At 62.7% G+C, this 13,991-nt stretch carries 11 protein-coding genes and 1 pseudogene; 6 read left to right on the top strand and 6 right to left on the bottom strand.

Going from position 1 to position 13,991, the window contains the following annotated elements; translation table 11 throughout:
* Positions 1-74 precede the first annotated feature (74 nt).
* The 5 genes from QMK50_RS22460 to QMK50_RS22440 all read left to right on the top strand — a co-directional run bounded on the left by QMK50_RS22460 (position 75) and on the right by QMK50_RS22440 (position 4,994).
* Positions 75-590, top strand: a complete 516-nt coding sequence (locus tag QMK50_RS22460) for a sigma-70 family RNA polymerase sigma factor (protein ID WP_320333970.1) — start codon at positions 75-77, stop codon at positions 588-590.
* On the top strand, positions 590-1,573 hold the full coding sequence (locus QMK50_RS22455) for a FecR domain-containing protein (protein ID WP_320333969.1): 984 nt from the start codon (positions 590-592) through the stop codon (positions 1,571-1,573). Before QMK50_RS22460 ends, QMK50_RS22455 begins: the two co-directional genes overlap by 1 nt.
* Positions 1,574-1,655: 82 nt before the next feature.
* Positions 1,656-4,094, top strand: coding sequence for a TonB-dependent siderophore receptor (locus QMK50_RS22450; protein WP_413787306.1), 2,439 nt, complete (start codon positions 1,656-1,658; stop codon positions 4,092-4,094).
* An 87-nt stretch (positions 4,095-4,181) separates the two neighbouring features.
* Complete coding sequence (locus QMK50_RS22445; protein ID WP_159998756.1) at positions 4,182-4,571, top strand: VOC family protein; 390 nt, start codon at positions 4,182-4,184, stop codon at positions 4,569-4,571.
* A gap of 27 nt (positions 4,572-4,598) precedes the next feature.
* Positions 4,599-4,994, top strand: a complete 396-nt coding sequence (locus QMK50_RS22440) for a GFA family protein (protein ID WP_320333968.1) — start codon at positions 4,599-4,601, stop codon at positions 4,992-4,994.
* A gap of 8 nt (positions 4,995-5,002) precedes the next feature.
* Here QMK50_RS22440 and QMK50_RS22435 read toward each other — a convergent pair whose 3' ends face one another.
* The 4 genes from QMK50_RS22435 to QMK50_RS22420 all read right to left on the bottom strand — a co-directional run bounded on the left by QMK50_RS22435 (position 5,003) and on the right by QMK50_RS22420 (position 8,943).
* Complete coding sequence (locus QMK50_RS22435; RefSeq protein ID WP_320333967.1) at positions 5,003-6,445, bottom strand: mechanosensitive ion channel domain-containing protein; 1,443 nt, start codon at positions 6,443-6,445, stop codon at positions 5,003-5,005.
* Between the two features lie 170 nt (positions 6,446-6,615).
* Positions 6,616-7,242 (bottom strand): isochorismate family cysteine hydrolase YcaC, encoded by a 627-nt coding sequence (ycaC, locus tag QMK50_RS22430; protein WP_095167725.1) that lies wholly within the window; start codon positions 7,240-7,242, stop codon positions 6,616-6,618.
* A gap of 57 nt (positions 7,243-7,299) precedes the next feature.
* Positions 7,300-7,983 carry an isochorismatase family protein gene (locus tag QMK50_RS22425; protein WP_095078858.1) on the bottom strand — a complete coding sequence of 228 codons (684 nt, stop codon included), beginning with the start codon at positions 7,981-7,983 and terminating at the stop codon, positions 7,300-7,302.
* 93 nt (positions 7,984-8,076) lie between these two features.
* On the bottom strand, positions 8,077-8,943 hold the full coding sequence (locus QMK50_RS22420; RefSeq protein ID WP_320333966.1) for a pirin family protein: 867 nt from the start codon (positions 8,941-8,943) through the stop codon (positions 8,077-8,079).
* Between the two features lie 107 nt (positions 8,944-9,050).
* On the opposite strand from QMK50_RS22420, the pseudogene QMK50_RS22415 reads away from it, so the two are divergent.
* A pseudogene (locus tag QMK50_RS22415) lies at positions 9,051-9,955 on the top strand (LysR substrate-binding domain-containing protein).
* Positions 9,956-10,007: 52 nt separating this feature from the next.
* On the opposite strand, the gene QMK50_RS22410 reads toward QMK50_RS22415, so the two are convergent.
* Complete coding sequence (locus QMK50_RS22410) at positions 10,008-13,244, bottom strand: transporter substrate-binding domain-containing protein (RefSeq protein ID WP_320333965.1); 3,237 nt, start codon at positions 13,242-13,244, stop codon at positions 10,008-10,010.
* 12 nt (positions 13,245-13,256) lie between these two features.
* On the bottom strand, positions 13,257-13,904 hold the full coding sequence (locus QMK50_RS22405) for a response regulator transcription factor (RefSeq protein WP_320333964.1): 648 nt from the start codon (positions 13,902-13,904) through the stop codon (positions 13,257-13,259).
* Positions 13,905-13,991: the final 87 nt, after the last annotated feature.

Genomic DNA, 13,991 nt, shown 5'->3' with positions numbered 1-13,991 from the left:
CCAGCCAGGCCTACGGCAAATATGATAATCATTATCATTCGTGACCTTCCAGCCTCTCACGCCGTGCGAATCCCATGCCCTCGACCCCTTCCGCCAGCCATCACGGACTCGCCACCCTGTACCGCGAGCAGCATTCCTGGCTGCAACGCTGGTTGCGCTGTCGGCTCGACTGCTCCCACAGTGCCGCGGACCTGGCGCAGGATGTGTTCGTGCGCTTGCTGGCCAAGTCCGAGCTGATCGAGGTCCAGGCCCCACGCAGTTTCCTGGCGACGGTAGCGCAGAGTGTGTTGTCCAACCACTACCGCCGGCAGAAGCTCGAAAAGGCTTACCTGCAAGCCCTGGCCACCCTGCCTGAGGCGGTGGTACCGGATCTTGAAACTCGGGCCATCCTCCTGGAGACCCTGCTCGAACTGGATGCCGTGCTGGAACGTCTGGAGATGCCCGTGCGCCAGGCCTTCCTCTGGTCGCAACTGGACGGTTTGAGCCACGCTGAGATCGCCGAGCGCCTGCAGGTGTCGATTGCCACGGTCAAACGCTACATCGTCAAGGCGGGTGCGCAGTGCATCCTGCTCGATGGAGGCTGGAACTGATGGAGTCGCGCGCCGCGTCACCCACCCAGACGCCGATTCCCCTGGCCGTCGCCGAGCAGGCCATGCACTGGCTGCTGGAACTGCAGGAACCCCACGTCAGCGAACAAACCCGCGCACATTGGCTGCAATGGCGCCAGGCCGACGCCCTGCATGAAATGGCCTGGCAACGGGCCCAGGCGTTTTCTTCGCGCATGAGCAGCCTGCGTTCACCGGGGCAGCGCCCGCTCGCCAGCGCCGCGCTGGCGCCCATGCTGTCGCGGCGCAGCGCCCTGAAAAACCTAGCCCTGTTACTGGCCGCCGGCGGTACCGCGTGGAGCGCCCGCAACAGCGCGCTGGTACAGGACTGGCGCAGTGAATTCAGCAGTGCGGTCGGTGAGCGCCACACCTATCAATTGGCTGACCGGGTACAGGTCCAACTCAACACCGACAGCGCCATCGAAATGCACTTCGCTGCGCAACAACGGGTGATTCGTCTGTTGCGCGGCGAAATTCTGCTCAACGCGGCCACGGCCCTTCCCCTGTGGGTCGAAACCACCGAAGGTCGAGTGCAGATGCTCGGCCAGCAACTGGCCGTGCGCCAACGCCAGGGGTTCACCCAGGCCAGCAGCCAGAGCAGTGCCCTGGGCGTCTACCCGCAGGAGCGAGGCAGTCAGGCGATCAGTGTGGCACCCGGGCAACTAGTCAGTTTCGATCGGCGCAGCCTGCTCGCCCAGCGCCCCCAGAGCGCCAGCGAACTGGCCTGGAGCCACGGCATGATCGTCGCTCAGGGCCAGCGCCTGGCGGATTTTCTCGCGGAGTTGGCGCGCTATCGACGGGGCCATCTGGGCTGCGATCCAAGCCTGGGCGACTTACGGGTCTCGGGGACTTTTCCGCTGCACGACACCGACCAGGTGCTGCTCGCCCTGAGTGAAACCTTCAACCTCGACATACAGCACCTGACCCGCTACTGGGTCACCCTCAAAGCCAGGCCTAACCTGGCCTGAAGTTTTTTTGCGGACGGGTGAGCCGTTTTCGTTTCTCGCGAGACTCGTATCCCCAAAGATCACTTTTATTGGGGAATCACACATGCAGCACGCGCATCAACCACGCCACGGGCGGCCACACTTGATCAAGCAACAACTGGCCGCCGCCGTGCTGCAAGGCCTGGCCTGCATGAGCCTCGCCAGCCCGCTGCTGCTGGCCACGAGCGCAGTGCAGGCAGCGCAGCAGCAACTGGACTTTGCCATTCCCGCAGGTGCCCTGGGCAATGCCCTGGCGCAGTTTGGTGAAACCGCGCACTTGCTGCTCAGCTATCCCGCCGAGCTAACCGAGGGCCGCACCACCCAGGGCCTGAACGGTCGTTTCGAGGTCGACAACGGCCTCGCCGTCCTGTTGGCCGGCACCGACCTGGAGGCCCTGCGCAGCACCAACGGCGGTTACCAGATCGCCCGGCGGCAGAACACCGATGTTTTGCAACTGGATGCCCTGAGCATTTCCGGCAAGGCACCCGGCTCGACCACCGAAGGCAGCGGCTCCTACACCACGCTGTCGTCCAGCAGTTCGACACGACTGAACCTGACCCCCAAGGAAACCCCACAATCGCTGACCGTGATGACCCGTCAACGTCTGGATGACCAGCGCCTGACCACCCTCAGCGACACCATGGACGCGACCCCGGGCATCATCGTGCTGCGCGACGGCCTGGGTGCGGAAAGCGACAGTTTCTGGTCCCGGGGTTTCGAGATCCAGAACTTCGAGATCGACGGCGTACCGACCGTCACACGCATGGACAACTACGCCCAGAGCATGGCCCAGTACGACCGCGTAGAAGTGGTGCGGGGTGCCACCGGCCTGATCAGCGGCATGGGCAACCCTTCCGCCACCATCAACCTGATCCGCAAGCGCCCGACCGCCGAGGCCCAGGCCAGCGTGACGGGCGAAGCAGGTACCTGGGACCGTTACGGCAGCGGATTTGACGTGTCCGGTCCGCTGACCGAGAGCGGTAACGTGCGCGGTCGAGTGGTGGCTGACTACAAGACCGGCGGCGCCTGGGTCGACCGTTTCAAGCAGGACTCGCAACTGCTGTACGGCATCAGCGAATTCGACCTCACTGAGCAAACCTTGTTGACCCTGGGCTTCAGCTACTTGCGCACCGACGTCGATTCGCCGCTGCGCTCCGGCCTGCCAACACGTTTCCCCGATGGCCAGCGCACCGACCTCAGCCGCTCGACCAACGCCTCGCCGGACTGGTCGCACAATGACCACCAGCAGACCAGTTACTTCACGTCCATCGAGCAGCAACTGGGCAATGGCTGGAGCGGCAAGGTCGAGTTCACCCACACCGAGAACAAATTCGACGAGGTCTTCACGTACCTCAACGGCACCCTGCAGACCAATGGCAGCGGCACCAGCCTGTTGCCGGTCAAGTTCGCCGGCACACCGCGCCAGGACAACCTCGACCTGTACCTGACCGGCCCCTTGAGCCTGCTGGGCCGCGAACACGAAATCATCGGTGGCCTGACCCTGTCCAAGTACAACGAGAACGTCCCCAGCTACGGTGGCTGGCGCTATGACTACTCCGGCTCTCCGGCGGGCGCCATCGACAACCTGTTCGACTACCACGGCAACAACCCCAAGCCGGACTTCCCGGTCACCGGCAAATCTTCCATCGACGAGACCCAGTACGCCGCCTACCTCACCGGGCGCTTCCACGTCAGCGACGACCTGAGCCTGATCCTCGGCGGGCGCTTGGTGGACTGGAAACGCGACACCGAAGATCGCCCCTATGGCACGCAGGCCAGCGAAACCCAATCCCGCGAGACCGGGGTATTCATTCCGTACACGGGTGTGGTCTACGACCTGAACGAGGTCTGGTCGCTGTATGCCAGCTATACCAAGATCTTCAACCCGCAAGCCTCCTGGGTACGGGACGAAAACAACAAGCCGCTGGACCCGATGGAGGGCACCGGGTATGAGGTCGGGATCAAGGGCAGCCATTACGATGGCCAGTTGAACTCCAGCCTGGCGCTGTTCAAGCTGGAACAGGACAACCTCGCGGTGTGGCAAGCCGAATACCCCGGCAGCAACGTCTACAAGTCCGAGCAGGACACCACCTCCCAAGGCATGGAGATGCAACTGGATGGGCAATTGCTCGACGGCTGGCAGGTCGGTGCGGGCTACGCCTATACCGTCACCACCGATGCCGACGACCAGCGTATCAACACCACCCTGCCCCGCCACAGCCTCAAGACCTTCAGCACCTACCGCCTGGGCGGCGACCTCGACAAGCTGACCGTCGGCGGCGGCGTGAATTGGCAGAGCAAGGTCGGCAGCGACCTGCAAACCTTCACTCAGGGCAGCTACGCGATCACCAACCTGCTGGCGCGCTATGACATCAGCAAGAACCTCAGCGCGTCGCTCAATCTCAACAACCTCTTCGACCGCGAGTACTACAGTTATGCCGGCTACTACGGCAACTACGGCGCACCGCGCAACCTGATGACCAGCTTCAAGTACAACTTCTGAAGCCAGGCGCTGGCCTGCACGGTCGCAGGCCAGCGTTGTCTCGTGCTAGATTCGTCCGCCAACCGGCACAACAAGGAGTGTTCACCGATGAAGTTCGGCTACCTGATTATCTACGTCCCCGACGTTCGCGCGTCCCTCGAGTTCTTCTCCTCGGCCTTCGGCCTGGCCACACGATTCATCCATGAGTCGGGCACCTACGGCGAACTGGAAACCGGCGAGACCGCCCTGGCCTTCGCCGCCGATGAACTGGCCGGGATGAATTTCAGCGCTGGCCACGTCTCGGCCCACGCCAGCGCCAAACCACTGGGCATGGAAGTGGCCCTGGTCACCGACGACGTGCTGGCGGCCCATGCCCGTGCATTGCAGGCCGGCGCCCGGGAAATCGCCGTGCCGGTGCACAAACCCTGGGGACAAACCGTGTCCTACGTGCGCTGCCCGGACGGCACGCTGGTGGAACTCTGCTCGCCGATTGCCTGACGCCTACCCTCACCACGGAGCGTGCGCATGCCCAACATCAGTTATCAAGGCGGGTGCCTGTGTGGCTGGATTCGCTACGCGGCCATGGGTCCTGCGGACAATCCCCACACCTGTTCGTGCAGGAACTGCCAGCAGCACAGCGGAGCGCTGACCGCGACCTGGGTCGAGTTCCCCCGCGCCAATGTCACCTGGACGGGCCCCGGTGGCCTCCCCGCCACTTTCCGCTCATCGGACTATTCCAGCCGGGCATTCTGCGCCCGCTGCGGCAGCTCCATCGGCGCGCTCGACGACGCCCCGACTGTCGCCCTGTTACTCGGCGGTTTTGATCAGGCCGATCAGCCAGCGCTTGCCCCTACGGCTCACTCATTTACCGATGGCTGCCCTGCCTGGTGGAAGATCAACGACCCGACTCAAGGCCACTGACAAGGTGGCTACCCGCGACGACGCAACCACTGTAGAAAACCTTTCTTCGCCAGTACCTTGGGCACTTCCTGGCTCAGGGCCTGGGCGCTGTGCAGGCGGTAGTCGAGCAAGGCTTGGATTGCTTCGCTGATGTCATGACGGGCGTCGAGGCAGGGCTTGAGGTAGGCCTTCTCGATGCGGTACAGGGTGCAGAAGGTCTTGGCCGAAAAGTCCGCCGGCAGCGAGGCATCGGAGAGGATGCCGGCTTCGCCAATCACTTCCCCCGGCCCCATGCGCCCGGCTTCGAACGGGCTGCCGTCGCGAGTGAGGCTCACCGAGACCACGCCCGATTCGATGATGAACAAATGATCGCTGACCTCGCCCGCGGGCAGGATCATCTCGCCGGCACGCAAGGTTACGAGCTGCATGTTCTGGCTGAAGGTGTCTTTTTCGTCCGGGCGCAGGGTGGAGAATATGCTCGAGCTTTCCAGCAGTGCCCGCGGCCTCGAGTAGCCTTCTGGTGCCTGGTTTTCCGCGCTGGACAAAAGACTCACACCCGAAGCCTGCAAGTGCCGGAAGGCTAGGTCGAACAAGGCATTGCGCGCTTCACGCTTGTGCAGCATGGAGCTGACAAAAGCGCTGATCTCGTACTCCACGCCGCTGCTGCTGGCACTTTTCAAGGCCACGCTGGGGGCGGGTTTCGCGAGCAATTGCCGGCAGCCCTGCATCGCCCGCTCCAATGCTTCGATCACTGTTTGCGGGCGGGCATGGGGGCTGACCTGCACGCTGACCGCAATGCCGAAAATGTCGCTCGGGCGGCTGAAGTTGATGATCTTGGCCTTGGCCGCCAGGGAGTTGGGAATCACCGCCATGCTGCCCTGGGAGGTCTGCAGGCGCGTGGCACGCCAATCGATGTCGATGACCCGGCCTTCCATGCCGTCGATGGAGATCCAGTCATCAAGTTGATAGGGTTTGGTGGTGTTGAGCACGATCCCCGAGAACACATCACTGAGGGTACTTTGCAGCGCCAGGCCGACAATGATCGCCACCGCCCCGGAGGTGGCCAGCACGCCCTTGACCGGCAGGTCGAGGACATAGGCCAGCGCGGCAATCACCGCAATCAGGAAAATCACCGCGCCGAGCAGGTCCTGCAACAATCGCCCGGTATGCCCGACGCGCTGCATCATCAGCGCGCCGATCAGCACCGTCAGGGTTCTCGCAGCGAACAGCCACCAGCCGATCTGCAGGCCGGTCGCCGCCAGGTGCAACGGCACATTGTCCGGCCAGGGCGCGGTCTGCAGCGGGTTCAGGCCTTCGTTGAACAGCACCATGCTGAACAGCGAGAAAATCAGCACCCGCACCAACAGCTTCCAATAGCTGCTACTGGCGCTGAGCAACCGCCACAACAGCATGTCGAGAAGAATCAGGGCCAAGGCGCAGATCAGCGGATGATCAGTAAAAAAGGACAGCATCGAACCACTCCAGCCAAGCCAATGCCGTGACGACTGCACGGATTGGGCACAGTGTAGGAGCTATTGAGGGCAGGCAAAGAAGCGACCGCAGAAAAACCTGTAGGAGCAAGCGTGCTCCTACAGGGGGTGAGGGATGGCGTACGGAATCGGGGTACGCCACCCGGGCAAGGTTACTTGCTGTTGGTCAGAGTGTTGTAGCTGGTCATCAGGTTGCGGTAGTCCGGGATGTGGTTGGAGAACAAGGTGCCCAGCCCTTCCACATCGTTGCGCCAGTCGCGATGCAGCTCGCAGGCCAGGCCGAACCAGGTCATCAGTTGGGCGCCTGAGGACGACATGCGATCCCAGGCCGATTGCCGGGTCAATTCGTTGAAGGTGCCGGACGCGTCCGTCACCACGAACACCTCAAAACCTTCGGCCAGGGCCGAGAGAGCCGGGAACGCCACACAGACTTCAGTCACCACACCGGCGATGATCAGTTGCTTCTTGCCAGTGGCCTTGATTGCCTTGACGAAGTCTTCGTTGTCCCAGGCGTTGATCTGGCCAGGACGGGCAATGTACGGCGCATCCGGGAACAGTGCCTTGAGCTCGGGCACCAGCGGACCGTTGGGGCCGGTTTCAAAGCTGGTGGTCAGGATGGTCGGCAGCTTGAAGTACTTGGCCAGGTCGGCCAGGGCCAGTACGTTGTTCTTGAAACGATCGGGGTCGATGTCGCGTACCAGCGACAGCAGGCCTGCCTGGTGATCCACCAACAGAACGGCGGCGTTATCCTTGTCCAGACGCTTGTAAGAAGTAGTCATTGCAGTAGTCCTCGCGTGTTATCGATGCCGAGTGAATGTCGGCGTGGGGGTACCCGGTTAGCGCTGGGAGTCCAGCACTTCGTGTTCGTTCGCCACTTGTTGAGCCTTGATGTAGCTCTCGATCAGCAATTGATAATGCGGCATGGCCTGGGCGTAGACAGCCGCCCACTGCTCGGCATCTGGACGGTTCCACGAGCCTTGCAGCTCAGATAGCGTAGCCATGATGTCGATCGGCACCACCCCTGCTTGCGCCAAGCGAGCAATGGTCAGATCAGTGGCCAGTTTCGAGTGGTTACCGGAAGCGTCGACCACCGCAAACACCTTGTAGCCTTCATGCACCGCCGCGATCGACGGGAACGCCAGGCAGACGCTGGTCAAGGTGCCCGCGATGACCAGGGTTTTCTTGCCGGTAGCTTCGACCGCCGCGCGAAATTCAGGATTGTCCCAGGCGTTGATTTCACCTTTGCGCGCCACGTACCGGGCGTGCGGTGCCTCTTGATGAATTTCCGGAATCAGCGGCCCGTTCGGCCCCTGAGGTACCGAGGCAGTGGTGATCACCGGCATCTTCAACAAGGTCGCCGCCTTGGCCAGGGCAATGGCGTTGGCACGCAGTTGCGGCACGTCCATGTCCTTGACGATCTGGAACAGGCCACTTTGGTGGTCGATCAACAGCAGCGCGCTGTCGTTGGGGTCGATGGTCGGTTTCAGGCCGTTGAAGTTGGCCGCGTTGTGGGTGCTCATGTGCGTTTCCTCTTTCGTTTAGGCAATAGCCATCCCTGGCCCAGGAACCGGCCTACGCATCCTGTGTAGAGCGGGTGGTTGAACCGGTACTGCTTAACCCTGCATCTGGCCGAAGCGTCCGGACTGGAAGTCGGCGAACGCCTGGTGAATCTCCTGCTCGCTGTTCATTACGAACGGACCGTGACCGACGATCGGCTCGTCGATCGGCTCACCGCTGAGCAGCAGCACCACGGCATCGCCGTTGGCTTCCAGGCTAAGTTGGTCGCCATTGCGTTCGAACAGCGCCAACTGCCCTTGACGCACCAGTTCCTGGCCGTTGACCTGAACCGTGCCGCGCAGCACCACCAGGGCGGTGTTGCGACCTTCGTGCAGGTCCAGGTTGAGCACCTTGCCGGCATTCAGGCGGATGTCCCAGACGTCGATCGGGGTGAACGTGCGCGCCGACCCCTTGTGACCGTCGAACTCACCGGCAATCAGACGCAGGCTGCCGGCCTTGTTCTTCAGGGCGATGCTGGGGATGTCTGCATCGAGGATCGTCTGGTAGCCGGCCTCGGCCATTTTGTCCTTGGCGGGCAAGTTGACCCACAGCTGGACCATCTCCAGGGTGCCGCCCTTCTTGGCGAACGCCTCGGAGTGGTACTCCTCGTGCAGGATCCCGGAGGCCGCGGTCATCCATTGCACGTCGCCAGGTCCGATCTTGCCGCCGCTGCCGGTGGAGTCGCGGTGCTCCACTTCGCCGTCGTAGACGATGGTCACGGTTTCGAAACCGCGGTGCGGGTGCTGGCCAACGCCACGCCGGGCACTGGTGGGGGTGAATTGCGCAGGACCGGCATGGTCGAGCAACAGGAATGGGCTGATGTGCTTGCCCAGGTTGTCGTAGGAAAACAGTGTGCGAACCGGGAAACCATCGCCCACCCAGTGCGTTTTGGGGCTGGTGTAGATACCGATGATGTTTTTCATGGTGCCTCCGAATGGGTTGAGTCAGAACATGGACAAAGCTTAAATCCACCACCTTTGATGGGATAGACTGCAAAAATCGCTCTTAGCGTTCTATTTGAGGAACGATAGTGGAAGACCTGAACACCCTGTATTACTTCACCGAGGTGGTTGAACACGGCGGATTTGCCGCGGCCGGGCGTGCCTTGGACATGCCGAATCCAAGCTCAGCCGGCGTATCGCCCAGCTCGAAGAGCGCCTGGGCGTGCGCCTGATCCACCGCTCCAGCCGGCATTGCTCGCTCACCGAAATCGGCCAGGCCTATTACCAGCGCTGCCTGGCGATGCGCGTGGAAGCGGAAAGCGCCGCCGAACTGATCGAGCGCAATCGCTCCGAACCCCAGGGCCTGGTGCGCATCAGTTGCCCGACCGCGCTGCTCAACTCCTGGGTCGGGCCAATGCTGACGCGCTACATGCTCAAGTACCCGTTGGTGGAGTTGTTCATCGAGAGCACCAACCGCCGCGTCGACTTGATCCACGAGGGGTTTGATATCGCCCTGCGCGTGCGTTTTCCGCCCTTGGAAAACACCGACCTGGTGATGAAAGTGCTAGGCAACAGCACCCAGGTGCTGGTGGGCAGCCCGGCGTTTGCCCAGCGCTTGTCGGCGCCCGCCCTGCCCGCCGACCTGAGCGGACTGCCCAGCCTGCACTGGGGCGCGGCGCAACGGGAATACCAGTGGGAGCTGTTCGGCCCGGAAGGCGCCACTGCGCTGATCCGCCATCATCCGCGCCTGGTAACCGACGATTTGATCGCCCTGCGCACGGCCGTCCTGCAAGGCCTGGGAATTGCTCATCTGCCGGCCGTGGTGGTACGCGACGACCTGGCCGCCGGGCGCCTGATCGAACTGGTGCCGGGCTGGGCGCCCAAGTGCGGGATTGTCCATGCGATCTTCCCGTCGCGTCGCGGTTTGTTGCCGTCGGTGCGCGCCCTGATCGACTTCCTGGGAGAAGAATTCAGCCACAGCGACATCGCGTAGGAGCAAGGCTGGCCCAAAGGCATTGCTCCGGACTGGGATTAACTCGCGCGGCTCAGCCTTTGAGGGACTGGTCCAGACGCCGCATAGCCGACCCCAGATCTTGCACCGCCTGCTCCAGGGCCGCACTGCCGGCGGATTCCTGGCAGGCGGACTCGAGCAGCTCGCAACCGTGAATCAGTTGCCAAGCCCTGACCATGATTGCCCCGCCCTTGATGCGGTGAGCCAGCTCCAGCAAGCCCGGCACATTGCCTTGTGCATGCAGCTCCTGCAGCCGCGCCATGTCCTCGGCATTGCTGGCCGCCAATTGCACCAGCAGAGCGTCGATCATCGCTGGATCATCCCCGCTCATCAGCCGCAGCCCACTGAGGTCGATACCAGCCGCGGCATCACCGACTGACACAGGCGACAACGGCCCGTCGGTGTTGAGTGCGCCCCGCGCAAGGGCGGCACTGAGGTCGCGCAGGCCAATGGGCTTGAACAGGCAATCATCCATCCCGGCCTCCAGGCAACGGATCTTTTCCTCGGGTTGGGCGTTGGCGGTAAAGCCCAGGATCAGGCAGCAAGGCAAACCCAGGCGGTGCTCTTCGTCGCGGATCGCGGCGGCCAATTCATATCCGTTGAGCGCGGGCATGTGGCAGTCGCTGATGACCACGTCGAACGCCTGATCACGCCAGGCTTGCAGCCCTTGCGCGCCATCGTTGGCGACCTGCACCTGATGCCCCAGATGGCTCAGTTGTTGGGCGAGCAACTGGCGATTGGCCGGGTAGTCATCCACCACCAGCACCTTCAACGAGCGCCCTGGTTCCGCTGTCGGCACGTCGCTGCTGGGCGGCAACTCGCTCAAGGATGGCAGCGTCGGTAAGTCGAGGGTGACTTCGACCCGGGTACCACTGCCCAGTACACTGCTCAGGTGCAGTTGCCCCGCCATCATTTCGCACAAGGAGCGGCTGATCACCAGGCCCAGGCCCGAGCCACTGCGCCCGTGCTGCGAGCCCTGGGCTGCCTGCACGAAGGGGCTGAACAGGCGTTGTTGGTCAGTGGCGCTGATGCCGATTCCGCTGTCCTCGATCAGCACCTTGACCGCCACATGCCCGGCAATATTGCCTGGTACCACCCGCAACCTCAGGCGAATGTAGCCGGCGTGGGTAAACTTGATAGCGTTGCTCAACAGGTTGGACAGAACCTGTTTGAAACGCATCGGGTCGATCAACACATCACGCTGGCAGTGCACGTCCAGTTCCACCTGCCACTCCAGGTTTTTCTGCCGCGCCAGGCCTTCGAAAACTGCACTCAACGATGTCACCAGCAGCCGCAGGTTGGTCCGCTCCGGCACCAGGGTCAAATGCCCGGACTCGATCCGCGAGATGTCGAGAATGTCGCCAATCAGCTCCAGCAGGTGCTGCGCGGCATTCGATGCGACCTCGATCGCGACGCGGTCGGTCACCCCCTGTTCGGCACTTTTGCTCGCCAGCTCCAACATGCCGATCAGCGCATTCATCGGCGTGCGGATTTCATGGCTCATGGTTGCCAGGAAGGTGCTCTTGGCGCGGTTGGCGTCGTCGGCGTCGGCCCGGGCCTGCTGCACTTGATCCAGCAACAGTTGCCGCTTGCGGATCAACTGCCGCTGATAAGTGATCCAGCCCAGCGCCAGCAGCAACAACAGGCTGGCGGCCACAAAACCTTGGATGATCGGGGTGCGATAGCGCGCCCAATAGCTGTCGTTGACCGGCTGTCCAGTGCGCCAGCGGTTGGCCAACTCGTCCATTTCTTCCGGCGCAATACTGAGCAACGCCTTGTTCAGGATCGACTGCAACTCAACCGCCCCACGCTGCGTGGCAAAGCTGATGTGCACCGGTTCGGCGCCCACGGTACTGGCCACCTGAAGCTGGTCACGGTATTGCCGGGCAATGATGTAGCGCGCGCTGATCAAGGTATTCAACGCCGCCTCCGCCCCGCCGCTGGCCACCAGCGCCATCGCCTGGGCGGGACTGTCGACCTCGATGAAGCGCACGTTGGCGGCCTGGCTGCGGATCAGCTCGCGTTGCGGGTTGCGGCTGACCACCGCCACCCGCTTGCCCGCCAGATCCTTGAGCGTGACCGGGGGCTGGTTGCCGATCGCGCAGACCAGTACATAAGGGTTGATCAGATAGGGTCGAGTGAACCGCACCAAGGCCTGGCGTTCGAGGGTCGGGGTGATTCCGGCCAGTACGTCCAGCTCGCCGGCCTGGAGCCGGGCGATCTGGCCACCGAGGGAGTCACCCGCCAGCGCCTGGAATTTCAGCCCGGTGCGCAGGCTGATACGGTCCAGGACCTGGGCGCCGAGCCCGGCAAACTGTGCATTTTCGTCCTCATACGATAGCGGTGCGAAGTTGCGCAGGAAGCCAACCTTGACCTGGGGGTGTTGCTCCAGCCAACGCTGCTCGCTCGCGCTCAACTGCACCTGTTGGTTGTCGCCAAAACTGCTGCCGGCGCTCCAGCGGCGCAGGATGCTGGTGCGCTCCTGCTCGGGAATCGCCGCCAGCGCGGCGTCGATGATGCGCCGCAACCGCGGGTTGTCGACACTCAGGGCAAAGCCGAACGGGTTGACTTCCAGCCGCGCGAATTGAGCCAGTTGCACGTTGCTCAGGTAGTGGTTGTTGATCAGGTAGCTGGCGCTGATGGAGTCTCCCAGGTACACATCCGCTCCGCCAAACGCCACCGCGCCGACTGCGTTCAAGGTCGACTGATACAACTCCAGGTGCGCCTTGGGATAAGCGGCCCGGATAGTCTGCGGCGGCAGGTAATGGTCGAGCATCGCCACCCGCAGGTTCGCCAGATCGGGGGCCAGGCGCGCATTGTCGCCCCGGCGGGTCACCAGGATGGGCGCATCCTCGGCATAGGCGCGGGACATCACCAACTGCGGGTCGGCCGCTTCAAAACCATTGGCCGCCCCCAGCAGATCGACCTCGCCCCGTTTGAGCGCGGCAATCACGACCTGACGCGAATCGTAGCGTTGGACTTCCACCCGGATATGCAGCAACTGGCCGATCAACCCGGCAAAATCGGCGGTGATACCCTCGAAATTATCGCCATTGATCGTGTTTTCGAAAGGTGGGTAATCCGGCGCCGAAGCGCCCAACCGCAAACGGCCCTGGGTCCTCAGCCAGCGCCAGTCGGTTGCCGCGAGCTCGACCCGATAACCTTCGACACTCGAGCGCCCCAACAACTGCAAGGGTTGCGGTCCGGCGGCAGGGCTGTTCACCGACCAGCACAGGTTGAGCAACGTCAACAGCAGCAGCCAGGCGCGCATGTCGATGGCCCTTCAGATCAGATGATTGCGCTTGGCAAAATCCCTCAAGTGGACCAGGGATTTCACGTTGAGTTTATCGATCAGGCGGGTCTTGTAGGTGCTGACGGTCTTGTGGCTCAGGTGCAGGCGCTCGGCGATTTCCTTGTTGCTAACACCCCGGGCGAGCGCCTGGAAAATGCTCAGCTCGCGGTCCGAGAGCGTGTCGATCATCTTCTGCTCGTCGAGTTGCACGCTGCTGAGATTGACCGTGCTGGTATCCAGCTGAGGGAAATAGGTGTAGCCACTGAGCAGCGCTTGAACAGCTTTGCGCAGCTCCTGCAGGTCGTTGGTTTTTTCGACGAAGCCCATGGCACCGACCCGGGTGCAGCGCTCCATGTAAAACCGCGGTTCGTTGGCGGTGAACACCACCGCCCGCGTAGGGATCTGTTCACGCTGCAGGCGACTGAGAAAGTCCAGCCCGCTGAGCCCTGGCATATTGAGGTCGAGCACCAGCAGCGAGGGCGCGTGCTGATGAATCATCTGCAGGGCCTCAATCCCGCTGGAAGCCTCCAGGATGGTCGTGAAGACCGGCCGGTCGCGGGCGTCCTTGAGGGCTCCAAGCATCATTTTCAGAGCGGCACGAATTACCGGATGATCATCGATGATCAACAGTGAGCTCATGGATAGTTCCTGATGTACACGGCGTGCGCCAACGCAGGCGCTACGGCTGCGCCAAGACTATTGCACGGGGGATAACGCCCGGACTAC

The sequence above is a fragment of the Pseudomonas sp. P5_152 genome, from assembly GCF_033989915.1.
GTDB lineage: Bacteria > Pseudomonadota > Gammaproteobacteria > Pseudomonadales > Pseudomonadaceae > Aquipseudomonas.
This window is presented reverse-complemented; position numbering and strand designations above follow the sequence as displayed.

Coding starts and splice junctions, on each gene's coding strand:
- QMK50_RS22460 (WP_320333970.1), top strand. CDS start 75: ATGCCCTCGACCCCTTCCGCCAGCCATCACGGACTCGCCACCCTGTAC.
- QMK50_RS22455 (WP_320333969.1), top strand. CDS start 590: ATGGAGTCGCGCGCCGCGTCACCCACCCAGACGCCGATTCCCCTGGCC.
- QMK50_RS22450 (WP_413787306.1), top strand. CDS start 1,656: ATGCAGCACGCGCATCAACCACGCCACGGGCGGCCACACTTGATCAAG.
- QMK50_RS22445 (WP_159998756.1), top strand. CDS start 4,182: ATGAAGTTCGGCTACCTGATTATCTACGTCCCCGACGTTCGCGCGTCC.
- QMK50_RS22440 (WP_320333968.1), top strand. CDS start 4,599: ATGCCCAACATCAGTTATCAAGGCGGGTGCCTGTGTGGCTGGATTCGC.
- QMK50_RS22435 (WP_320333967.1), bottom strand. CDS start 6,445: ATGCTGTCCTTTTTTACTGATCATCCGCTGATCTGCGCCTTGGCCCTG.
- ycaC (WP_095167725.1), bottom strand. CDS start 7,242: ATGACTACTTCTTACAAGCGTCTGGACAAGGATAACGCCGCCGTTCTG.
- QMK50_RS22425 (WP_095078858.1), bottom strand. CDS start 7,983: ATGAGCACCCACAACGCGGCCAACTTCAACGGCCTGAAACCGACCATC.
- QMK50_RS22420 (WP_320333966.1), bottom strand. CDS start 8,943: ATGAAAAACATCATCGGTATCTACACCAGCCCCAAAACGCACTGGGTG.
- QMK50_RS22410 (WP_320333965.1), bottom strand. CDS start 13,244: ATGCGCGCCTGGCTGCTGCTGTTGACGTTGCTCAACCTGTGCTGGTCG.
- QMK50_RS22405 (WP_320333964.1), bottom strand. CDS start 13,904: ATGAGCTCACTGTTGATCATCGATGATCATCCGGTAATTCGTGCCGCT.